A 20,883-nucleotide genomic window follows, 5' to 3' on the forward strand; every position below is an offset into this window, starting at 1 on the left:
CGCTGGACCCCGGCCCGGAACAACCGCGCGCCGGAACTCAGGAGTTCAGGGGGTGGACGTTGGGTTATGCAGGTGCGCGCCATGGCCATGGTTCGGGGGGTGGGGGCGGGATTCACTGGTGGGGACGGGTGGTGCCGGGCCTGGGGCTCGGCCGGAGGCTGGAGCTGGTGTGGTGATGATCGAGGGACCTTACTTCGGGCTGGTCGTGCTGGGGGTGCTCGGGACCGGGCTGGTGGCCGGGGTCTTCTGTGCGTTCTCGACCTTTGTGATGAAGGGGCTCGCCGAGTTGCCGCCCGCGCAGGGCGTCGCCGCGATGAACGCGATCAACGTGACCGCGGTGCGGCCGCCGTTCATGGCCGTGTTCGCGGGCTCCGCGGTGCTGTGCGCGGTGATCGCGGTGGTGACGTTCGTGCTGTGGCCGGACGAGGGGACGGTCGAGCTGCTGGTGGGCAGCGCGCTGTATCTGTTCGGCTCGTTCGGGCTGACGATGGTGGCGAACGTGCCCCGCAACGACGCCCTGCTCAAGCTGGACCCGGGTACCCCGGAGGCGGCGGCGTACTGGCCGACGTATGTGCGCGAGTGGACCATGTGGAACCACGTCCGCGCGGTCGCCTCGGGCGCGGCGGCGCTGGCGTACGTGCTGGCCCTCACATGAGCGTCGCCACACCGGCCTCCGAACCCGGAGAAAGCGCTGTCCCAGCGGCTGACAGGCACTCTGCGCCAGGGGCCGATCAGCCGTATCGTGGCCGAAAGGAGTTCCGCAGGAGTGCCGCCCGATGACGCACGGCCACGGCGGACGCGTCGGCGTCACCAGCGCGAGCAAGGAAGACGGCCATGGCCGATCCCAAGGGATTCATGACCACACCTCGCCAGGACTGGCCCCGCAGGCCGGTCGAGGAACGGGTCCGGGACTGGGACGAGGTGTACGTCCCCGGGGCCCTGCTGCCCATCATCAGCAAACAGGCGGACCGGTGCATGGACTGCGGCATCCCGTTCTGCCACGACGCCTGTCCGCTGGGGAATCTCATCCCCGAGTGGAACGACCTTGTCTCACGGGACGACTGGCGGCAGGCCGCCGACCGGCTGCACGCGACGAACAACTTCCCCGAGTTCACGGGGAAGTTGTGTCCGGCACCGTGCGAGGCGGGATGTGTGCTCGCCATCAACCAGCCGGCGGTCACCATCAAGAACGTCGAGGCAGCCGTCGCCGACCGGGCCTGGGAGCTCGGGTTCACTCCGCCGCGACCACCGGACCGGTTGTCCGGGCGGACCGTCGCGGTGATCGGATCGGGGCCCACCGGGCTCGCCGCGGCACAGCAGTTGACCCGGGCAGGGCACACGGTCGCCGTCTACGAGAAGGACGACCGGCTCGGCGGGCTCATGCGGTACGGCATCCCCGAGTTCAAGATGGAGAAGCACCATCTGGAGCGGCGGATCGAGCAGATGCGGGCCGAGGGGACGAAGTTCCGTACGTCCACGGTGGTCGGGCGCGACGTCGGGGCGGCGGAACTCAGGTCACGGTACGACGCGGTGGTGATCGCCACGGGGGCCACGGCATGGCGTGAACTGGAGGTGCCGGGACGGGAGTTGGCCGGGGTTCAGCAGGCCATGGAGTATCTGCCGTTGGCCAACCGGGTGCGCGAGGGGGATCTGGCGGTGTCCCCGATGTCGGCCGCCGGGAAGCATGTCGTGATCGTGGGCGGAGGTGACACGGGGGCCGACTGTCTGGGGACCGCGGTGCGTGAAAGGGCCGCGTCCGTGACCCAGTTGGACATCTATGCGCAGCCCGGGGGTGAGCGGGACGAGGACGCGGAGCCGTGGCCCACGTATCCGAAGATCTACCGGTTGTCGGCGGCGCACGAGGAGGCCCGGGAGCTGGAGACCGCGCCCGCGGCCGACGCGGACGCGCGGTTGTTCGCGGCGTCCACACTGCGCTTCACCGGGGACGGGGACGGGCATGTGCGGTCGCTGCACCTTGTCGCGGTGGACGCGGCGCGGCGGCCGGTGGCGGGGACGGGGCGGACGATTCCCGCCGACCTCGTGCTGCTGGCGCTCGGGTTCTCCGGGCCGGATCGGGGGGACGGGCTCGTGGAGCAGTTGGGGCTGGGGATGGAGCCCCGGGGGACGGTCGCACGGGATGCCGGGTTCGGTACGAATGTGCCGGGGGTGTTCGCTGCGGGCGACGCCGCTCGGGGACAGTCGTTGATCGTGTGGGCGATCGCCGAGGGGCGGGCGGTCGCGGCGGCGGTCGACCGGTATCTGACGGGGAGTTCACGACTGCCGGCGCCCATCGGACCGTACGACCGGCCGATGACGGTGTAGGGCGGCGGACGGGCCTAGGGGCGCGGCGAGTTCAGCTGTCGGTGGCGGTGCCCGCCACCGACACGGACCAGAAGCCGCAGGACACCACCGCCCCACTCCCCCACCCAAGCCCGCCCCCTACCTCACCCCCGCTCATCCGTCCCCGCCACCTTCGCCGTCGACAGCGCCACCCTGTTCCATGTGTTGATCGTGAGGATCAGGGACAGCACGTGGGCCAGTTCCTGTTCGTCGAAGCAGGCCGCGGCCTGCGCGTAGACCATGCCGGGGACTCCGCCGTCGGCCACCAGCGTCACCGCCTCCGTAAGGGCCAGGGCGGCCTGTTCCTTCTCCGTGAAGAAATGGCGGGCCTCTCGCCAGACCGGGACCATGTGGAGGCGGTCCTCCGTCTCGCCGGCCTTGCGGGCGTCGTTGGTGTGCATGTGGAGGCAGTACGCGCAGCGGTTGAGGTGGGAGGCGCGGATCTGGATCAGTTCGACGAGGGTGGGTTCGAGGCCCTCGCGGGCGGCCGCGTCGAAACCGATCAGCGCTCGGAACACCTTCGGGGCGGCCTTCGCGAAGTCCAGCCGAGCCGTACCTGTCACGTTCGTGTGCGTCGTCGTCATGTGATCAACCTACGGGGCGCAAAGACCGGCTGTAGGGTGCATTTCCATGGTGGAATCGTGGGTCAATTACGCGGAGCGGATCGGCTCCGACCTGCACCTCGAACTCTCCGGTCCGGGGAGCAAGCGGGCCGCGCTGATCCGGGCGTTGCGGGAGGCCGTACACAGTGGGCGGCTCGCACCCGGCACCCGGCTGCCGCCCTACCGCTCACTCGCCGCCGACCTCGGCGTCGCCCGCAACACGGTGGCCGACGCCTACGCCGAACTCGTCGCCGAGGGCTGGCTCACCGCCCGCCAGGGCTCCGGCACTCGCGTCGCCGAACGGTCCCGGCCGCTCCACGCCGCCGTACGCACGAGAAGGCCGGCCACCTACCGCGCGCGTGCCACCCGCCACGACCTCCGCCAAGGCACCCCCGATGCCTCCGGCTTCCCCCGGAGCGCCTGGCTCGCCTCCTACCGCCGGGCCCTCCACCAGGCCCCCAACGAGGTCTTCGGTCCCGGTGACCCCGCCGGGCGGCCGGAGCTCAGAGCGGCCCTCGCCGCATACCTCGCACGCGCGCGTGGCGTGCGCACGCAGCCGGACCGGATCGTCATCTGCTCCGGGTTCGCGCACGCCCTGCGGCTGCTCTTCGGGGGCGGAGGCGGGGGCGGAGGCGGAGGCGGGCAGCCCCTGCGCGGCCCGCTGGCCGTGGAGGCGTACGGACTGCCCTTTCACCGGGAGCTGCTCGCGGCCGAGGGCGTACGGACCGTGCCGCTGCCCCTGGACGAACACGGCGCGCGCGTGGACCGTTTGACCCGCGAGCGGGCCGTACTGCTCACGCCCGCGCATCAGTTCCCCACCGGCGGTCCGCTGCACGCCGAGCGCCGGGCGGCGGTGGTCGACTGGGCACGCGCGCGTGGCGCGGTGGTGCTGGAGGACGACTACGACGGGGAGTTCCGCTACGACCGCAAGCCCGTCGGCGCCCTGCAGAGCCTCGACCCCGAGCGGGTGATCCTGATCGGCTCGGTCAGCAAGAGCCTGTCGCCCGCGGTGCGGCTGGGATGGATGGTGCTGCCCGAGCGGTACGTCGGTGACGTACTCGCGGCCAAGGGCGAGCGGGAGGCCTGGGCAAGCGTGCTCGACCAGCTGGCCCTCGCCGACCTCATCGTCTCGGGGTCCTACGACCGTCACGTACGGCAGATGCGGCAGCGCTACCGGCGCCGCCGGGACCTGCTCGTCGCCGCGCTGGCCGAGCACGCGCCGCACATCGAGGTCACCGGGGTCGCGGCGGGGCTGCACGCGGTGCTGCGGCTGCCGCCGGGCACCGAGCGATCCGCCGTCAAGGCCGCGATCTGGCAGGGCGTCGCGCTGGACGGACTCGCGGAGTTCCGTCACCCGGACACGGACATGCCGGCCCACGACGGTCTGGTCGTGGGGTACGCGACACCTTCCGAGCATGCGTACGCGGCGGCGCTGGAGACACTGTGCGGGGCGCTGCCGCCGGGTGAGACGCAGGCGTCGTAGGAGACAACGGCGTCCACTGATCCCCCGGGCCCTGCCCCGGGGGTGGGCCGGCAGCGGCCCACCCCCCTTGGTCGATCTCAATCATTCAGCGATTACTCATCAAGGGAGCACTGAGTTCAGGAGAGCAGGAAGTCGGCCACCCCCGCCTTGGCGCCCTCGATGAACGCGGTCATCTCGTCGGTGGTGTAGATCAGCGCCGGTCCGTCCGGGTCGGTGGACTGACGGACGGCGATCCGGCCGTCGGCGAGCTTCATCGCCTCCAGGCAGTTGCCGCCGTTGCCGCCGCTCCACGGCTTGTGCCAGCCTTCGCTCCCCAGCTCCCGGGCGGGCATGCCGTTGTAGACGGACAGGCGCGGCTTGATGCGATTCATTCACAGCTCCTTGCGGAGATCCCGGAGGATCTCCTTCGTGCGATGTGCCGTAGCGGCCTGCGCCGCCATGCGGTCCATGACCTCGAGATGGGTCGCCACCTCGACGCGCGCGTCCAGATAGATCGCGCCGGTCAGGTACTCGCTGTAGACCATGTCCGGAAGTTCGGGCACGGCGAATCGGAAGAGCACGAAGGGCCCGTACGTGCCGGGGTGCGGCCCGTTGGCGAACGGGGCGACCTGGAGCGTCACGTTGGGCAGCTTCGTTGCCTCGAGCAGTTTGTCGATCTGGGCACGCATCACCTCCGGGCCGCCGACGGGGCGGCGCAGCACGGTCTCGTCCATGACGACCCACAACCGGGGCGCGTCCTGACGGGTGAGCAGTCCCTGCCGTTCCATGCGCAGGGCGACATGGCGCTCGATGTCGTCGGGGCTGGTCTGGCCGATGGCGCCCGAGCGCAGGACGCCACGCGCGTAGTCCTCCGTCTGCAGCAGACCGGGGACGAAGTGCGGCTCGTACTCGCGGATGAGCGCGGCCGCGCCCTCCAGGCTGACGTGCATGGAGAACCAGCCGGGCAGCACGTCGTGGAAGCGCTGCCACCAGCCGGGGCGGTTGGCGTCCTCGGCGAGCTGGACGAAGTCCTCGGCCTCCTGGTCACCGACGCCGTAGGCCTTCAGCAGGAGCTGGAGGTACGGGATCTTGAGCCCCACCTCGGCCATCTCCATGCGACGGACGGTGGCGGGGGCGACGCGGAGGATACGGGCGGCTTCCTCGCGCTTGAGCCCGGCGCGTTCCCGCAGGTCCAGCAGGCGCCGGCCGAGGACGACCTGACCGACCGTCGGCGCGGACCGCGGTTCGCTCACGCTCCACCTCCACGAAGTCATTACGGGCGTCACAGCCACCAGCATGCTGACAGCCCAGCGGCGCCATTCGAAGACCTGGTTCGAAGATCTGTACGAATACGGAATACCGCTGCGTACGGATCTCCGGTGATCCCAACTGGCGCCGCTCAAGATGCTGTTGCGAGCAGTGTGCCACGGCCTCCCACCGCGTCACACAGCACTCTGCATTTTTCAGAGTGACACTTGCCAAGTGTTCACGACGGGGCGATAGTGGCAAGCGTGATTCCGTCCCCGCCCTTAGGAACAGACGCTGCCGTAGGCCACCCCCAGGGTCTCGGTGCTGTCCCGGCAGAAGGGCCCGACAGGGCCGCTGTCCGGCGCCGGTTCCGTTTCGAGCTGGCCGCGCATCCGGGTTCTCCCGCGCAGGCCAGACGCCTGACGAGGGCGCGGCTGACCCATTGGTCGGTCTGCGAGGACACCTGCGACTCGGCCGCCCTGGTCGTCTCCGAGCTGGTCACCAACGCCATCGTGCACACCGCGAGCAGCCGTGTGGTCTGCGAGCTGCACGACGATGACGACCTGGTGCGAATAGCCGTGCGCGACGAGGGCTGCGCCCCGGGTGAACCGCACCCGTCCCCGCAGCGCGGCGAGGAGGAGCACGGGAGGGGACTGCTTCTCGTCGACTCCCTCTGTCACGCGTGGGGCGCTCATGAGCACGGCCCCGGGCTGCTGGTCTGGGCGGAGCTGCCGCGCAAGGCGGACGAGCCCCGCGTGGACACCGGCCCGCGCAACGATCTGGGCTGGGGAGCCCGCCCCAAGCCGGTTCCCTCCGGGGGATCGGGCCAGGAGGACGAGGTCGAGGAGCACCACAGAGCGGCGCCCGTGGGGGAGGCGCGCGATCACGGAGCGGGGGGCGCGGGCGCATGGGCGTGAGCGGCGGACCCGGCGGCCAGGTGCTGACCATGGACACGCTGGTCCGCCTCGGACGCGGGCTGCGGGCGCCGGGGACGCCGCGCAGGCTGGCCGTTCCGGAGGGAATGACGGTGCCGCTTGGCTGCGACGCGGTCGGGGTGCCGGTGCAGTTGAGCAGGGAACTGGTGTCCCGGTTGCCGCGGGTCGGGTGTGTGTACGCCGATGACACGCACTGGTGGTGGATCGTTCCTGCCGACTCCGACTACGCGCTCGAGTGGCCCAGGCCTGCCCAGTACGCCACCGGGGCGGTTGTTCCGGACGCCCCGGTGGTGCCGTCCCTTGTCCATCGGGGCGAGGGGACGTTGCCGTACACGCCCCCCATCCCTCTCTACCTGGCCTTGTGCCAGCTGACCGGGACCACTCCCAGCTGGTCCCGGCCGGTCAGCTCAGCGGGTTAGCTCGGCCGGAAGACCATCCCTCGGTGCGGGTCCGTGAGGGCCGGCCGCGCCCGCGCGGCGCAGTCGCATGGTGACGCAGCCCCGCGCTCCTTTGCGGCCCGTTGTACGCCCGCGCGTTTTCTCTGCCCCCTTTCGCGCTCTCCCTCCCTGCGGCCCGCCGCCGCCATAGTTGCCCCGTCCAGGATCGGGGGAGGTCTGCGGTGGGAAAACGGCGTGGCACTGAGCAGCCCGGAGTCTCCGAGTCGGAGCGGCTGCTCTTCGGGGGACCGCTGAGGTACGACACGGGCTGGAACTCGCACTCCGACGCGTTTCTGGAGCTGGGGTTCCGGGCCATGGTGGTGCGGCTGCCGTCGCTGTTGTCGGCGAGTCTCCGGCTGGCCTGGCAGGCGGACCGGCGGGCCGCGCGGACCGTGCTGGCCGCCGAGGTGACCCGGGGTCTCGCACAGGCGGTGAGTCTGCTCGCGGTCAACAGTGTGCTGGGGCGGCTGATCGGCGGGGGCGCGCTGGAGGACCGGCTGCGCGGGGCCGTGCCCGCGTTGGTCACCATGGCCGCCGTGATGCTCCTGGGGGCGTTGCTGCGGGCCGCGTCGACGCATGCCACCGGCCGCCTCGAGCCCAAGGTGGAGCGGGTGGCGACCGAGCGGTATCTGGAGCGGGCGGCCACCGTCGAGCTGTCTGCGATCGAGGATCACGCCTTCCACAAGCTGCTGGACACCGCGCAGTACGGCGCCACCTCGGCCCGCCGGATGATCTCGTTCGCGACGCGGGTGGTGAACGCGATGATCTCGCTGATCGCGGCGGCGGGCGTGCTGACCGTGCTGCACCCGGCGCTGCTGCCGCTGCTGGTCACGATGACGATCCCGAGCGGCTGGGGCGCGCTGACCATCGCGCGCCGCCAGTACGAGTCCTTCCACACCTGGGTGCAGCACGTGCGGGCGGGCCGCCTCCTCGGGGCCCTGCTGATCGAGCCGGAGGCGGCGCCGGAGATCCGCGTCCACGGCGTGGGGCCGTTCCTGCTCCGGCACTACCGTGCGATGGCGGAGACGGCGGAGGCCGAGCAGGCCCGACTGGCCCGGCTCGCGGCCCGGACGGGGCTGATAGCGGCGACCTGGACGGGCCTGGCGACGGTGGCGACGTACGCGACACTGGGCGCGCTGCTGCTGGCGGGCGCGATGGCGCTGTCGGTGGCGGGTACGGCCGTGATCGCCGTGCGCACCGGCTCGCAGAGTCTGAACACCCTGGTCATCGAGATGAACGCGCTGCACGAGGAGGCCCTGTTCGTCGGCGACCTGCAGCGGCTCTACACGGAGGCCGCCGAGCGGGCGATCCCGGAGGGCGGGTCCGCGCTGCCGGACGACCCGCGCGAGATCCGCTTCGAGAACGTCTCCTTCACCTACCCGGGAGACGCGACCCGCCCCGCGCTCGACGACGTGACCCTCACCCTGCCGCTCGGCAAGATCGTCGCCCTGGTCGGGGAGAACGGTTCCGGCAAGACCACCCTGGTCAAGCTGCTCGCGGGGTTGTACGCCCCCGACCGCGGCCGGATCCTGTGGGACAACCTGGACGCGGCGCACGCGGACCGCCAGCTGCTCGCCGAGCGGGTCGCGATGGTCGCCCAGGACTTCAAGCGGTGGCCGTTCACCGCCCGCGTCAATGTGGCGGTGGGCCGCTCGTCGGTGCCGCTCACCGAGGAGCGGGTGTCCGGCGCGGTCGCCGAGGCCGGCGCCGGGGAGGTGCTGGCCGATCTGCCGCGCGGCCTGGACACGCTGCTGGCCCGCAACTTCAGCGGCGGGCACGAGCTGTCCGGCGGGCAGTGGCAGCGGCTCGGGATCGCTCGGGCCGCCTACCGGCGCGGTCGCATCCTGATCGTGGACGAGCCGACGGCCGCCCTGGACGCACGGGCCGAGCTGGAGGTCTTCGAGAAGATCCGCGCGCTGTCCGGCACCGGTCAGACGGTCGTCCTGATCACCCATCGGCTGGCGTCCGTGCGCCACGCGGACCTGGTGCACGTCCTGGAGCAGGGCCGGCTCGTGGAGTCGGGCACGCCCGACGAGCTCCTGGCCTCCGGTGGTGTGTACGCGGAGCTGTACTCGCTCCAGGCCGAGCAGTTCACGGCAAAGGTGCCCGCCAAGGAGGCGGGCTGACCTCACGCGACAGCGTCTATCGCTGCCTCTCCACTGCGGACGATCACCAGGAACGTGTCCGTCGCGAGGTCCATCACGACCTCCGCCGGCAGTCCCTCAAGACGCCTCGCCTGCGCGAACTCCTCCGCCGGCCACGATCCGCGCGGCCCGCCAGCGGGAAAGCGTTCGAGCACTGTTCGCCCGTTCACCACCCTGCACCTCCAGAAAGCGTTGCACTCCCCGTAGGAGCGCTTGTAGGAGTTAACGCCTTCCAGGGCCGGAAAGCCTCGGTGAGTTGCCGTACTGAGACGTAGCCGACACAGATTCACCCCGGAGTGTGAGGATCCCGTCACGGTGTGACGACATCATTCACCCTCCGTGTCAGTCCTCGTACTCGTCGTGATACCGCATGCGTACGCTGCCTGCGGGCGCCCCGAGAGCGGACGCGCGCCCCTTGGGTTCCTCCCATTCCTCCTGCCGTCCCAGTGCGGTGAGGTCGAGGAAGCTGGTGGTCGAGCCGAGTCCGTCGAGGCCGCGTTCATAGGTGGAATAGGTGTGGAAGACCTGGTCACGGTCGCGCAGGAAGCAGCTGATGCCGGGCCGCTCGGCCGGCTCGTCGTCGATCTCCAAGGTGGCTTGGAAGTCGTGGTTGAAGTCGCCGCCGTACGACGAGTACCAGGGCACGGTCCATCCCATCCGCGCCTTGAACGGCAGGATCTTCGTATACGGCGCTCTCGACACGGCCGCGAACGTCGTCCCCCGCGCCTTCAGATGGGCCAGGTGTCCGATCTGGTCCAGGAAGGCGGAGCAGCTGCGGCAGCCCGCGTCCCACTCGGGCGCGAACATGAAGTGGTGGACGACGAGCTGGCCGCGCCCCTCGAAGAGGTCGAGCAGGGTGGCCTTGCCGTCACCGCCTTCGAAGACGTACTCCTCCTCGACCTCGACCATGGGAAGCCTGCGCCGCTCGGCGTTCAGGGCGTCCCGCGCGCGCGTGGCCGCCTTCTCCCTGACCAGCAGTTCCGCGCGCGCCGCGCGCCATTCGTCCCGAGAGACGATCTCCGGAAGCGCCATGGGGTCCCTCCTGTGCGACGGTCCGTCGGAGTGGTGACCGTGGGGAGGGGCGGAACTCATCGCTGTCGCGGGAAAATCCTGGACGGGTTGGTTCAGTACGACACCTGGAGCGCGAGCAGGCCCCGGGCGCGCAGGGAGTTGCGCCACCTCGGGGTCGGCTCGGCGAGCGCGAGATCCGGGAACCGTTCCAGGAGCGCGGCCAGGGCGATCTCGGTCTCGGCACGGGCCAGCGGGGCGCCGAGGCAGTAGTGGATGCCGTGGCCGAGAGCGAGATGGCCGGAGGCGTCGCGGGCGAGGTCCAGGCGGTCGGGGTCGGGAAAGCGGTCGGGATCGCGGTTGGCCGCGGACGGGGAGACCCAGACCGTCTCGCCCGCCGGGACGGTGACCCCGCCGATGGTGACGTCCTCGAGGGGAAAGCGGCGGATGGCCAGCAGGGCAGGGCCCTCGTAGCGGAGGAACTCCTCGACGGCCGCGGGGAGTCTGGCGGGGTCCTCGCGCAGGGCGTCGAGCTGTCCGGGATGTTGGAACAGCGCGAGCACCGCGTTCCCGATCAGCTGCACGGTGTTCTCGTACCCGGCGAAGAGGATGAGGAAGGCCAGCGACATCAGCTCGTCCTCGCTGAGCCGGTCGCCCTCGTCGCGGACGGCGATCAGATCGGAGAGCAGGTCGTCGGCGGGTTCCCGGCGCTTGTCGGCGAGGAGCCGCGTGAAGAAGCCGAGCATCGCCACGATCGCCTCCTTGGCCGCCGCGGGTCCGGCCGCCGGGTCCGGCGCGACGAGGGTGTCGGTCCACACCCGGAAGTCCAGCCGGTGCTCGTCCGGGATGCCGAGCAGGTCACAGATGACCGTGATCGGCAGGGGCGCGGCGTAGGAGGCGATGAGGTCGGTGGTCCCGTGGGAACCGAGCGCGTCGAGGAGCCGGTCGGCGGTGCGCCGGATCGGCTCGCGCAACTGCTCGATCCGACGCGGGGTGAAGGCCCGTCCGACCAGTCGGCGGATCCGGGTGTGGTGCGGCGGATCCATGTTGAGCAGGTTGGCGTCGAGCGCGGGCGGCAACGAGAACCCCTTGTAGGCCCCCGCCGTGGCGTGCCGCTTGTCCAACGCCAATCGCGGATCGGCGAGAGCCGCCCGCACGTCGTCGTACCGCGTGACGATCCAGGCGGGCGTCCCGTCGGGCCCGGCGATCCGATGCACGGGCGCGGTGTCGCGCAGGCGCCGGTACACGTCGTACGGATGGTCGAGGAGGCCGTCGGCGGGATCCATGGGCGTCAGCCTAGCGGCGCGGAGATCACGGGCTGCCGGGCCGGATGTCAGGTGCTGTAGTTCTGGATGCGCCTGCCATGGCTCAGGTCCAGCAGCGCGGGCATCCGCTCCTCCAACTCCCCCACGACGGCGCCGACATCAATGGACAGCAGCTCGCGGTCCCGCATCAGCACGCGGCCGTCGACGATCGTCGTGCGGACGTCGGAGGAGCGGGCGCTGTGGACCAGGGTCGCGGCGAGGTCGTGGACGGGCTGGGTGTGCGGGCCGGTGAGGTCGACCAGGATGATGTCGGCACGCCGACCGGGTGCGATACTGCCGACGATCTCACCGAGGCCGACCGCGCGAGCGCTCTGGAGGGTGGCGTGGTGCAGGGCTTGACGGGACGTCAGCCAGCGCGGGTCACCGGTCGTCGACTTCTGGATCAGCGCGGTGAGCGCCATCGACTCCCATACGTCGAGGGAGTTGTTGGAGGCGGCCCCGTCCGTGGCGAGTCCGACGGGGATTCCGATGTCGTGCAGGGCGCGCACGGGCGTGGTGGTGGGCCAGGCGAACTTGAGGTAGCCGCGCGGGGCGGTCGCGACTGCCGTGCGACCGGCGGCACTTGAGAGAATCGGCAGGTCGCTGTCGAGGATGCCGGAGCCGTGCGCGATCAGCACGTCCGTGTCGAGGATCCCGGTGCGCCGCAGCACCTCGATGGGCGTCACCCCGTGCCTGGCGAGGCTCGCCTCGGCCTGGCCGCGGTTCTCGGCGGCGTGGAGATGGACGGGCAGGCTGTGCTCCCGGGCGAGCGCGGCGGTCGCGGTGAGGTCGCCGTCGTCCACGGTGTAGGGCGCGTGCGGGGCGAGTGCCGTGGTGATGCGGCCACCGGCGCCGCCGCGGTGTCGTAGCGCGAACTCCAGGGACTTCTCCCGCCCTTGGGGCCCCTGCGAGGAGAAGTACGCCTCCCCGAGGTGCGCGCGGATGCCGCACTCCTCGACCACCGCGGCGACGGCGTCCATCGAGAAGTAGTGGTCGGCGAAGCAGGTGACACCGCCCCGGATCATCTCGGCGCAGGCCAGCCGCGCCCCCAACTCCACGTCTTTCTCGGTGAGGTTGGACTCGATGGGCCAGACGACGTCGTTGAACCACTCCTCGGTCGGCAGATCCTCCGCGATCCCGCGCAGGGCGACCATGGGCGCGTGGGTATGGCAGTTGACGAGCCCGGGAAGGGCGATCTGCCCCCGCCCGTCGATGCGCTCCGCCGCGGGCAGTTCCTCGGCCCGCGCGCTGCTGGTCACCGACTCGACGACACCCTCCCGTACGACGATCGCCGCGTCGTCCACGAACCCGACCTGCTCTTGATCGTCGTGCGTGAGCACCGTGCACGGGGTGATGATGAGACCTGCGGGAGAAGGCGTCATACAGGCACCGTACGACGCGGTCGTGCCCTCGCTGTGAGTGAACCGCGCATCCCGTCGTCGCCCTCGTGTACGAGGCGAAAGTGGCGGCCCGCACCGGTGTGGGGTAGGGGTGTGACCCCTAACCGGCGAGGTGAACTCCGGGCAGCCGGACCTCCACTCGACCTCGCCCGTCGTCAAGTCGGCCGAGTTCGTCGAGGAGTTCGGTGAGCCGTCGGACCTGTTCGGGGGCGAGCCGCCCGGAGTCGTCGAGGTGGACGGCGCTCGCGGTGGTCGTGTCGACGATCCCTTCGAGCACGGCGACGATCTCGTCGGCGCCCTCCGAGTGCCGGGCGAGCGCGGGGAGTTCGGCGGCGGCGAGGGCGATGGCGGTACGGGCCTCGGCGAGCGCGCGGTAGGCCTCGCGGCGGAGGGTCCAGCGCCGGGCGCGGGTGTCGTCGGTGGCGATGTCCCGTACGACGGACCCGGCGCCTCGCGGGACGGGCCGCGCGGTCCGCCGTGGAAGAGGCCGCGCCATCTCCCGTGGAAGGGGCCGTTCGGTCTCCCGCAGCACGTGCGTGAGGTACGCCTCGGCCGCGCCGCTCGCCGCGGCCAGCCGGGACCGCACTCCCCCGCCGCGCTGCCCCGGCATCGGCAGATGCCCCACGATCAGCACGATGCCGCAGGCGAGCAGGGTTTCGGTGATCCGGCCGGCGGAGGCCTGCGGCTCACCGCCCACCATCACGAGCGCCAGGACGAGGACGGTGACGACGGCGGTCTGCGCGGCGAAGTGCCGGGTGGCCACGGGAATGAGCGCCCCGCTGACGGCGACGAGCACGATGAGTCCTTCGGGCCGCGGCAGTACGAGCGCGAACCCGGCGAAGACCAGCGCTCCGAGGACGGTCCCGGCGGCCCGGCACAGCACACGGGAGGCGAGCGGTCCGAGGTCGGGCTTGACGAGGAAGACGGTGGTGGCGGGCAGCCAGTACCAGTGCTGGTGCTCCCCGTACCAGTGGGAGTGGTGCAGCGCCTGTGCCACGGCGACGCCGGCCCCGAAGCAGAGGGCGACCCGCAGCCCGTACTCCCGCCCGCCGGCCCCGAAAACGGACCGCAGCGCGCCCCTGACGGTGAGCCGACGCTTGTGCAGATCCCCGCCCCGGCCCCCGTCGAAGGCGTCGGCGGCCCGCAGCAGCGCGTCGTCGAGTGCCCGCAGCGCGGGCCCCGACCGGGCGGGCGCGGGCAACGGCCCGGTGTGTGTGTTCTCCCGTACGGCGACGGCGAGCCGTCGGGGCCCCGCGGAGGCCCGCCCGGGCACCGCTTCCTCCGCCCAGGCGAGCGCGGTGGCGGCCTCGGCGAGCGGCAGCGCGGCGGCGTACTGCGCGTGCAGCCGCCGCTCGGCGGCCGAGCTGGCGTACCGCCGCAGCCGCGGCCCGGTGAGCGCGTCCTGCGCGTGATCGAGGGCGGCGGTGAGCGCGACGCGCCGTGCGGTGGCGTTCGCACTCCCCACGGCGTCCAGGAGAGCGGCGACGGCGTCATACACCTCAGCGACGGCCTCCCGCTCGCCGTCGAACCGGAAGTCCCCGGCGAGACCGCCGGGGGTGGGCAGCACGAGCCGCAGCGCGAGCAGCCAGCAGGCACCGCCGAGATAGGCGACGGCCCTCAGCCACCCTTCCTCCGGCAACGGCATGCCCGCCCCGATCGCCGAAGCGACCAGCAGCTGCGTACCGGCCCCGGAGGCGACGGGCCCGACGGCGCTGATGCCGCCGGCGATCAGCCCGACGAGGGTCAGCAGCACGGTCAGTGGGACCGCCCCGATGTGCTCCCCCGCGGTGGTCCCCAGGAACATCCCGACGGCTCCCGCGAGCGCCGGCATCCCGATCCGCTTGACGGAGACCCGCCGGCTCCCGGGCCGGTCGTTGATCCCGGCGAGCATGGCGGCGATGGCGGCGACGACACCGAGTGAGGTGCGGCCGGTGAGGACGGCGACGAGGAGGATGGGCCCGGCGGACAGTGCACCCCGCACCACGGCGTTCCAGGGAATCGGTCCGCGCTGAGCACGCAGGGCGTGAGCGAGCCAGGGCGGTGGGGCGAGTGACACGGGGCTCCTGTCGTCGGGGGGAGGCGGGGGTGTGCCTTCGGGCGACGGTGGCCGGGCGTTGGGCTGTGGGGTCCACGGTAGATCGCGTTCTTGGACGGTCCGGGACGCTCGTGTTACTCACGTGTGACGATGTCTGTAAGAGCCACGTTCTTTATGAACGCAACCCGGGAAGGTGAGCCGGGGCCGCTCAGTTCGCTCTGTCGAGCAACTCCCGCACCTCCGTGACCGCGCGGACGGCCGCCCCGGGTGATGCCGTCAAGGACTCGACGATCAAGTCGACGTCCCGCAGTCCGGCCCGCTCCAGCAGCCGCTTCTCGTTCGTCACCCACTCCCCCCGCGCCGCCAGTACGGAGTGCCCCATCTGCACGGCGGCTGTGGCGAGCGCGCCGGCGGTCTCGGTGAGGCGGCCGGCCGGGGCGTGGTGAGCCTTGGCGTAGGCGAGGGTGGCGTGGGCGGTGTCGCGCCAGCGGGCGGCGGCCGAGGCACGGAGTTTCGGCGGGTAGGCCGCAGGGCGCGGGAGGTCGCCCCTCAGGACCTGGTTGATCGCGAGTTCGGCCACGATCAGGTAGGTGGGGATGCCCGCGAGGTGGAACAGCAACGGCTCCACCCGGAACCGCCCCTGCTCCGCCTCCGCCAACTCCCGTTCCACGACGTCGAGGTCCCGGTAGTGGACGTCGACCCGCCGCCCGTCGATCGTCAGCCAGGCACCCCCGTTGAACACCCCGCCACCCCAGCCGCCGATCTCGGACACCTCGCCCTCCCAGCCGACGGCACGCAGATCGGCCGGGTCGAAGGCTCCCCGGTAGTAGACCGCCAGGTCCCAGTCGCTGTCCGGCCGCGCGGTCCCCTCGGCACGGGAGCCGCCGAGGGCGACGGCCCGGACGGCGGGGAGGGCGGCGAGACGGTCGGCGGTGGTGTCGAGGAAGGCGGCGTCGGAGAGTGTGGGGGGCATGGGCGCAGCGTACGAAGCCCGGGGGCGGCCCTCCACGGAATTACGCGGCGGCGAGGCAACCCGTTTCCCCGGTCCCGGAAATTCAGGTGCGGTCCCGTCCCCCGCCCCCGATGATCGGAAAGTTGTCCGCCGTTCACCCCAGGAGTCCACGTGATCCAGCGCGTCATCGCCCCGGCTCTGTTCCCGCCGCCGACCTACTCCCACGCCTCCGTCGTCGAGGCCGGCACGAAGCTCGCGTTTCTGGCCGGGTCCGTGCCGCTGGACGCGAAGGGGAACGTCGTCGGGGAGGGGGATCCCGCGCGGCAGGCCGAGCAGGTGATCGCGAACCTTCGGGAGCAACTGCACGCGGTGGGAAGCGACTTGGAGCATGTGCTGGCCACCGACGTGCACGTCGTGAGCAGCGAGCCGGCGGTGCTGTCCGCCGTGTGGGAGGTCGTGGAGGCGTCCGGTTTGAGCAGCGGCCCGCACTCGTCGACGCTGATCGGGGTCGCCTGCCTCGGCTACACGGGCCAGTTGGTGGAGATCACGGCCACGGCCGTGGTGCCGGAGAGGGCCTCGCGATGAGCGCGGTCGTCATCCGCCGGGCCACCGCCTCCGACGCGTCCGGCACGGCCGACGTCTATCTGCGTTCCTTCGCCGCCGCGTTGCCGACGGTCGTGCGGCCCCGGTCCGACGACGAGGTGCGCGCCTACATCCGGGACGTCGTGGTGCCGTCGCGGGAGACGTGGGTGGCGGTGGCGGAGGAACAGGTCGTGGGCCTCATGGTCCTCGCCGGCGATCTGCTGTCCCAGCTGTATCTCGACCCGGACTGGCGGGGGCGCGGCCTCGGCGACCGGTTCGTCGCGCTCGCCAAGGAACGCGCTCCGCGGGGGCTGAGCCTGTGGACCTTCCAGGTCAACAGGCCGGCCCACCGCTTCTACGAACGTCACGGCTTCGTCGAGGCCGAGCGCACCGACGGCAGCGGCAACGAGGAGCGGGAGCCGGACGTGCGGTATGTGTGGCGGCCCTGAGAGGGGTCAATCGGCCCGCCCTCCCCACACCCGCCTCTTCGGCACCGGCTTCGCGTACCCGCCCGCCCGACTGGTGTTCAGGCCCAGCCCCACCAGCGACTCCGCGAGCTTCACCGCCGCCCCCACCCCGTCGACGACGGGAAGCCCCAGCTTCTCCCCCACCGTCCGCTGCAGCCCGGTCATGCCCGCGCACCCCAGCACCAGGACCTCGGCGCCCGCATCCCGCACCCGCTCGGCGGCCGCCAGGAACGCGGCCTCCGTGCGGTCGGCGTCGCCCAGGTCGAGAACCCCCAGTCCGGTCCCGACGACGGCGGCGCAATTGCGCCCCACCCCCGCCAGTTCCAGGCTGTCCTCGATCTGGCCGCACGACCGCTCCAGCGTGGTCACCACGCCGTAGCGCCGGCCGAGCAGACAGGCCAGATGGGCGGCGGCCTCGGTGATGTCGACGACCGGTACGTCCACCAACTCCCGGACGCCCTCCCGGCCGTGCTCGCCGAAACCGGCCATGACGACGGCGTCGTAGGGAGGACCCTCGTAGGTGCGCAGCAGGTCGATGACGGCCGCCGCGGAGAGATAGCTGTCGAGCCAGCCCTCCGCGGACTCGGGTCCCCACCGCGGGGTGAGCCCGAGCACGGCGGTGCCCGGGCCTGCGGCGGCCCGGGCACCTCGTACGATCTCCTCGGTCATCTCCTGCGTGGTGTTGCAGTTGGTGACGACGATCCGCACGTCTCTCAGACCTCCACAGCCTCAGCGGGAGCCGCCCGCTCACTCCGGCACAGCAGCGCGTACAGGCCGGCCGCGAGGGCCGTACCGATGAACCACGAGTACGGGGCCACGTCGCTGAACGTCTTCACCAGGGCGAGGACGCCCGCGACCGCGGCCGCCGGCAGGAACGCCCACAGGGCCTTGGGGTTGACCCCCTTGCGGTAGTAGTAGCGGGAGCCGGGCTCGGCCTTGAACAGCTCGTCGACGTCCACGCGGCCCTTCTTGACCCAGTAGTAGTCGAGCATGATCACGCCGAACAGCGGGCCGAGGAAGGCGCCGAGGCCGCCGAGGAAGTAGTTGACGACCGTGGGGTTGGAGAAGAGGTTCCACGGGGTCACGAGCAGCGCGGCGACCGTGCTGATCATGCCGCCGACTCTGAAGGTGATCTTCTGCGGCCAGACGTTGGCGAGGTCGTACGCCGGTGAGACGAAGTTGGCGACGATGTTGACGCCCATGGTGGCGATGGCGAAGGTGAGCGCGCCCAGGACCATCACCCAGGTGTTGCCGACCTTGGCGACGAGCTCCGCCGGGTCGGTGATGGCCTGGCCCCAGACCTCCAGCGAGCCCGCGGTGACGATCACGGAGACGACCACGAAGGCCGTGGAGTTGATGGGCAGGCCCCAGAAGTTGCCGCGGCGGACGGTCTTGTAGTCCGGTGCGAAGCGGGAGAAGTCGCAGAAGTTGAGCATCAGCGTGCCGTACGTGGCGAGGATCAGGCCGATCGCGCCGAACCACTGCCGCCACTGCTCACCGAAGGAGACCGGGTGCGGGGTGGTGGTGAGCGAGATGCTCCAGCCGGCCTTGGCCAGCACCCAGATCGCCAGCGCGATCATGACCAGCCAGATCGCTGGTCCGCAGAAGTCCTGGAACTTCCTGACCGACTCCATGCCCTGGCTGATGATCAGCGCCTGGATCAGCCACAGGGAGAGGAAGGAGACCCAGCCGAGCGCGTCGAGGCCGAGGAAGGAGCTGTGCGTCCAGGACTCCAGGCCCGGCCAGGCGGCCAGCAGCATCACGTTGACGGCGACGGAGGCCAGATAGGTCTGGATGCCGTACCACATGATGGCGATCACGGCCCGGATGAGGGCGGGGATGTTGGCGCCCCACACACCGAAGCTGATGCGGCTGACGACGGGGAACGGCACGCCGTGGCGCTGGCCGATCTTTCCCATCCAGTTCATGCCGACGTAGATCAGCACGAAGCCGACGAGCAGGGACGTGAAGACCTGCCACACGTTCATGCCGAGAACGAGCAGACCGGCCGCGAAGGTGTAGTTGCCGAGGTTGTGGACGTCGGACATCCACATGGCGAAGAGGTCGAAGACCTTCCAGTTGCGCTTGCCTGCCGGGGCCAGGTCTTCGTTGGTGAGCCGGGGATCGGGGACGAACGCTGGTGCGCCGGTGACTTCGGCACGGTCGGCGAGGGACACAGGGCCTCCAGGGACGGGGACAGGAGGAGGGCGGCCGCCTGGCATCCAGTTTTGGTATACCAAACTGGGGACATGGTCCCGCCGTCAAGAGTTCCGACCGATGTCGCGTCCGTTAACGCTTCGTAAAACAGCTCCGGAGTCGGAGAAGATGGCTTCATGAGCTCCACGACGAACATCGAGCCCCTCGGCGCCGTCCGCGAACGCGTCCTGGCCACCCTGCGGCAGGAGATCATCGCGGGCGGGCTGCGGCCGGGCGACCGGCTGGTCGAGCGGGAGCTCGCGGAGCGCTTCGGGGTTTCCCGGGTGCCGGTCCGCGAGGCGATCCGGGCGCTGGTCGCCGAGGGCTTCGTCCACTTCGAGACGCCCCGCCGGACGGTGGTACGGCGACTGACCCCGAACGACGTCAAGGAACTCTTCGAGCTGCGCGAGGCACTGGAGGTGTACGCCGCCGGCCTCGCCGCGGCGCGCGCGACCCCTCAGGACCTCGCCGAGGTCGAGCGGCTCCTCGCCCTCGCGGCGACCGCGACCGAGGCGGGCGACGCGGAGGCGATCACGGACGTCAACAGCCGTCTGCACGACAGCATCGTGGCCATGGCCCGCAACAGCCTGCTGGTCAACGCTCTGGAACCGGTTGCCGGGCGGCTGCGCTGGATGACGCGGCGGAACGAGGAGTGGCCCCAACTCCTCGTCGAGCACCGGGAGTTGTACGAGGCGATCGCGTCCGGCGACCCGGACCGGGCCCGCGCGCACGCCCTCGCGCATGTGCGGACCAACTACGAGTCGACGGTACGGCAGCTGTTCGGGGACACGGCCGAGATGATCTAACGGGTCCGGTCGCGCGCGTACTTGTCCGTCGCCGCCACCATCACGTCCACACCGCGCTCCCCCGCGAAGTGCGCGCCGTCGTCGATCACCGTCAACTCGCTGCCGGGCCAGGCGTGATGGAGCCGCCAGACGGTGCCGAGGAGGTTGCCGAAGTCGAGGCTGCCCTGGACAAGGGTGCCGGGGATGCCTTTGAGGAGGGGCGCGTCGCGCAGGACGACGCCCTCGTCGTTGCCCTCGCCCAGGAAGTGGTCGTTGCCCCAGTAGTGGGTGACGGTACGCGCGAAGCCCTGCCGGAACTCCGGGTCCTCGTAGCGCGGCACCGACCGTGGCGGCGCTGACTCGATCGCGGTCTCCCAGTCGGTCCACGCCCGCGCCGCCCGCTCGCGCACCTCCGGATCGGGCGACTCCAGCAACCGGTTGTACGCGGCGGGGATGTTCCCGGTCCGCTCCTCGGCCGGCAACTCGCCGACGAACCGTTCGAACGCCGCCGGGAAGATCTTCCCGACTCCCCTGGTAAGCAGGGCGACTTCGGGATTCGCGCCGGTCGCGATCCCGGTCAGCACCAGCTCCGTCACGGCCTCAGGATGCGTCTGCGCGTACCGCAGCCCGAGCATCGAGCCGAAGGAAATGCCCCACACCAGCCACCGCTCGATCCCGAGATGCCGTCGCAGCACCTCCAGGTCCGCGATGAGATGCGGGGTCGTGTTGACGCTCATGTCGGTGTCGTACGCGCTCGCGTGCGGCGTCGACCGCCCGGCGCCGCGCTGATCGAAGAGCACGATCCGGTACGCGGCCGGGTCGAACAGCCGACGCGCCCACGGCGTGCAGCCCGACCCCGGCCCACCGTGCAGCACCACCGCCGGCTTGCCGTCCGGATTCCCGCAGGTCTCCCAGTACACGTGGTTGCCGTCGCCGACGTCGAGCATGCCGTGGTCGTACGGTTCGATCTCCGGGTAGAGGGGCAT

21 protein-coding genes are annotated in these 20,883 nt (G+C 71.2%); 9 read left to right on the top strand and 12 right to left on the bottom strand.

The genetic code is table 11. The features are described 5' to 3' along the window. Window positions 1-175 precede the first annotated feature (175 nt). Complete coding sequence (locus tag BFN33_RS28925) at window positions 176-655, top strand: DUF1772 domain-containing protein (protein ID WP_069763280.1); 480 nt, start codon at window positions 176-178, stop codon at window positions 653-655. A gap of 179 nt (window positions 656-834) precedes the next feature. Then, window positions 835-2,322: a glutamate synthase subunit beta gene (locus BFN33_RS28930; RefSeq protein WP_069763082.1), complete on the top strand. Its 1,488-nt coding sequence runs from the start codon at window positions 835-837 to the stop codon at window positions 2,320-2,322. A gap of 122 nt (window positions 2,323-2,444) precedes the next feature. Here the strand turns inward: BFN33_RS28930 and BFN33_RS28935 are convergent, their stop codons facing one another. Further along, window positions 2,445-2,924 (bottom strand): carboxymuconolactone decarboxylase family protein, encoded by a 480-nt coding sequence (locus tag BFN33_RS28935; RefSeq protein WP_069763083.1) that lies wholly within the window; start codon window positions 2,922-2,924, stop codon window positions 2,445-2,447. Between the two features lie 46 nt (window positions 2,925-2,970). Here BFN33_RS28935 and BFN33_RS28940 point away from each other — a divergent pair, with 46 nt between their 5' ends. Beyond that, a complete protein-coding gene (locus tag BFN33_RS28940; protein ID WP_069763084.1) occupies window positions 2,971-4,425 on the top strand; it encodes a PLP-dependent aminotransferase family protein in 1,455 nt (484 codons plus the stop codon). Between the two features lie 116 nt (window positions 4,426-4,541). Here the strand turns inward: BFN33_RS28940 and BFN33_RS28945 are convergent, their stop codons facing one another. Together BFN33_RS28945 and BFN33_RS28950 are read right to left on the bottom strand one after the other, a co-directional pair. Continuing rightward, window positions 4,542-4,796: a DUF397 domain-containing protein gene (locus BFN33_RS28945; RefSeq protein ID WP_020120036.1), complete on the bottom strand. Its 255-nt coding sequence runs from the start codon at window positions 4,794-4,796 to the stop codon at window positions 4,542-4,544. Next, a complete protein-coding gene (locus tag BFN33_RS28950; RefSeq protein ID WP_069763085.1) occupies window positions 4,797-5,657 on the bottom strand; it encodes a helix-turn-helix transcriptional regulator in 861 nt (286 codons plus the stop codon). A gap of 249 nt (window positions 5,658-5,906) precedes the next feature. On the opposite strand from BFN33_RS28950, the gene BFN33_RS28955 reads away from it, so the two are divergent. From BFN33_RS28955 to BFN33_RS28965, 3 genes are all read left to right on the top strand, one after another. Beyond that, window positions 5,907-6,569: an ATP-binding protein gene (locus tag BFN33_RS28955; protein ID WP_256122895.1), complete on the top strand. Its 663-nt coding sequence runs from the start codon at window positions 5,907-5,909 to the stop codon at window positions 6,567-6,569. Further along, entirely contained in the window at window positions 6,560-7,006 is a 447-nt protein-coding gene (locus BFN33_RS28960; protein WP_069763087.1) for a hypothetical protein, read from the top strand. The genes BFN33_RS28955 and BFN33_RS28960 overlap by 10 nt, the downstream gene beginning before the upstream one ends. 200 nt (window positions 7,007-7,206) lie before the next feature. Next, window positions 7,207-9,150: an ABC transporter ATP-binding protein gene (locus BFN33_RS28965; protein ID WP_069763088.1), complete on the top strand. Its 1,944-nt coding sequence runs from the start codon at window positions 7,207-7,209 to the stop codon at window positions 9,148-9,150. 2 nt (window positions 9,151-9,152) lie between these two features. On the opposite strand, the gene BFN33_RS54615 is transcribed toward BFN33_RS28965, so the two are convergent. The 6 genes from BFN33_RS54615 to BFN33_RS28990 form a co-directional block, all read right to left on the bottom strand. Beyond that, window positions 9,153-9,338: a hypothetical protein gene (locus BFN33_RS54615; protein WP_079141074.1), complete on the bottom strand. Its 186-nt coding sequence runs from the start codon at window positions 9,336-9,338 to the stop codon at window positions 9,153-9,155. Window positions 9,339-9,510: 172 nt separating this feature from the next. Then, window positions 9,511-10,200: a DUF899 domain-containing protein gene (locus BFN33_RS28970; RefSeq protein ID WP_069763089.1), complete on the bottom strand. Its 690-nt coding sequence runs from the start codon at window positions 10,198-10,200 to the stop codon at window positions 9,511-9,513. A gap of 92 nt (window positions 10,201-10,292) precedes the next feature. Beyond that, entirely contained in the window at window positions 10,293-11,462 is a 1,170-nt protein-coding gene (locus BFN33_RS28975; RefSeq protein ID WP_069763090.1) for a cytochrome P450, read from the bottom strand. Window positions 11,463-11,509: 47 nt separating this feature from the next. Next, complete coding sequence (locus tag BFN33_RS28980) at window positions 11,510-12,862, bottom strand: amidohydrolase (RefSeq protein ID WP_069763091.1); 1,353 nt, start codon at window positions 12,860-12,862, stop codon at window positions 11,510-11,512. 118 nt (window positions 12,863-12,980) lie between these two features. Then, on the bottom strand, window positions 12,981-14,936 hold the full coding sequence (locus BFN33_RS28985; RefSeq protein ID WP_079141053.1) for an FUSC family protein: 1,956 nt from the start codon (window positions 14,934-14,936) through the stop codon (window positions 12,981-12,983). Between the two features lie 187 nt (window positions 14,937-15,123). Then, on the bottom strand, window positions 15,124-15,888 hold the full coding sequence (locus BFN33_RS28990) for a nucleotidyltransferase domain-containing protein (protein WP_069763093.1): 765 nt from the start codon (window positions 15,886-15,888) through the stop codon (window positions 15,124-15,126). Window positions 15,889-16,038: 150 nt separating this feature from the next. Here BFN33_RS28990 and BFN33_RS28995 point away from each other — a divergent pair, with 150 nt between their 5' ends. Together BFN33_RS28995 and BFN33_RS29000 are read left to right on the top strand one after the other, a co-directional pair. After that, complete coding sequence (locus BFN33_RS28995) at window positions 16,039-16,452, top strand: RidA family protein (protein WP_069763094.1); 414 nt, start codon at window positions 16,039-16,041, stop codon at window positions 16,450-16,452. Beyond that, on the top strand, window positions 16,449-16,898 hold the full coding sequence (locus tag BFN33_RS29000; protein ID WP_069763095.1) for a GNAT family N-acetyltransferase: 450 nt from the start codon (window positions 16,449-16,451) through the stop codon (window positions 16,896-16,898). Before BFN33_RS28995 ends, BFN33_RS29000 begins: the two co-directional genes overlap by 4 nt. A gap of 6 nt (window positions 16,899-16,904) precedes the next feature. Here BFN33_RS29000 and BFN33_RS29005 read toward each other — a convergent pair whose 3' ends face one another. Both BFN33_RS29005 and BFN33_RS29010 read right to left on the bottom strand, forming a co-directional pair. Then, window positions 16,905-17,624 (bottom strand): aspartate/glutamate racemase family protein, encoded by a 720-nt coding sequence (locus BFN33_RS29005; RefSeq protein ID WP_069763096.1) that lies wholly within the window; start codon window positions 17,622-17,624, stop codon window positions 16,905-16,907. Between the two features lie 5 nt (window positions 17,625-17,629). Further along, window positions 17,630-19,093, bottom strand: coding sequence for an NCS1 family nucleobase:cation symporter-1 (locus tag BFN33_RS29010; RefSeq protein ID WP_069763097.1), 1,464 nt, complete (start codon window positions 19,091-19,093; stop codon window positions 17,630-17,632). Between the two features lie 156 nt (window positions 19,094-19,249). Here BFN33_RS29010 and BFN33_RS29015 point away from each other — a divergent pair, with 156 nt between their 5' ends. Next, a complete protein-coding gene (locus tag BFN33_RS29015; protein ID WP_069763098.1) occupies window positions 19,250-19,918 on the top strand; it encodes a GntR family transcriptional regulator in 669 nt (222 codons plus the stop codon). Here BFN33_RS29015 and pip read toward each other — a convergent pair. Further along, the gene (gene pip, locus BFN33_RS29020) at window positions 19,915-20,883 is read right to left on the bottom strand and encodes a prolyl aminopeptidase (RefSeq protein ID WP_069763099.1); all 969 of its coding nucleotides are present in this window, start codon (window positions 20,881-20,883) and stop codon (window positions 19,915-19,917) included. The genes BFN33_RS29015 and pip overlap by 4 nt on opposite strands.

The sequence above is a fragment of the Streptomyces sp. LUP47B genome (assembly GCF_001746295.1).
In the GTDB taxonomy this organism is placed as follows: domain Bacteria; phylum Actinomycetota; class Actinomycetes; order Streptomycetales; family Streptomycetaceae; genus Streptomyces.

Coding starts and splice junctions, on each gene's coding strand:
- BFN33_RS29000 (WP_069763095.1), top strand. CDS start 16,449: ATGAGCGCGGTCGTCATCCGCCGGGCCACCGCCTCCGACGCGTCCGGC.
- pip (WP_069763099.1), bottom strand. CDS start 20,883: ATGCCCCTCTACCCGGAGATCGAACCGTACGACCACGGCATGCTCGAC.
- BFN33_RS28960 (WP_069763087.1), top strand. CDS start 6,560: ATGGGCGTGAGCGGCGGACCCGGCGGCCAGGTGCTGACCATGGACACG.
- BFN33_RS28990 (WP_069763093.1), bottom strand. CDS start 15,888: ATGCCCCCCACACTCTCCGACGCCGCCTTCCTCGACACCACCGCCGAC.
- BFN33_RS28935 (WP_069763083.1), bottom strand. CDS start 2,924: ATGACGACGACGCACACGAACGTGACAGGTACGGCTCGGCTGGACTTC.
- BFN33_RS28925 (WP_069763280.1), top strand. CDS start 176: ATGATCGAGGGACCTTACTTCGGGCTGGTCGTGCTGGGGGTGCTCGGG.
- BFN33_RS29015 (WP_069763098.1), top strand. CDS start 19,250: ATGAGCTCCACGACGAACATCGAGCCCCTCGGCGCCGTCCGCGAACGC.
- BFN33_RS28940 (WP_069763084.1), top strand. CDS start 2,971: ATGGTGGAATCGTGGGTCAATTACGCGGAGCGGATCGGCTCCGACCTG.
- BFN33_RS28945 (WP_020120036.1), bottom strand. CDS start 4,796: ATGAATCGCATCAAGCCGCGCCTGTCCGTCTACAACGGCATGCCCGCC.
- BFN33_RS28980 (WP_069763091.1), bottom strand. CDS start 12,862: ATGACGCCTTCTCCCGCAGGTCTCATCATCACCCCGTGCACGGTGCTC.
- BFN33_RS28930 (WP_069763082.1), top strand. CDS start 835: ATGGCCGATCCCAAGGGATTCATGACCACACCTCGCCAGGACTGGCCC.
- BFN33_RS28975 (WP_069763090.1), bottom strand. CDS start 11,462: ATGGATCCCGCCGACGGCCTCCTCGACCATCCGTACGACGTGTACCGG.
- BFN33_RS28970 (WP_069763089.1), bottom strand. CDS start 10,200: ATGGCGCTTCCGGAGATCGTCTCTCGGGACGAATGGCGCGCGGCGCGC.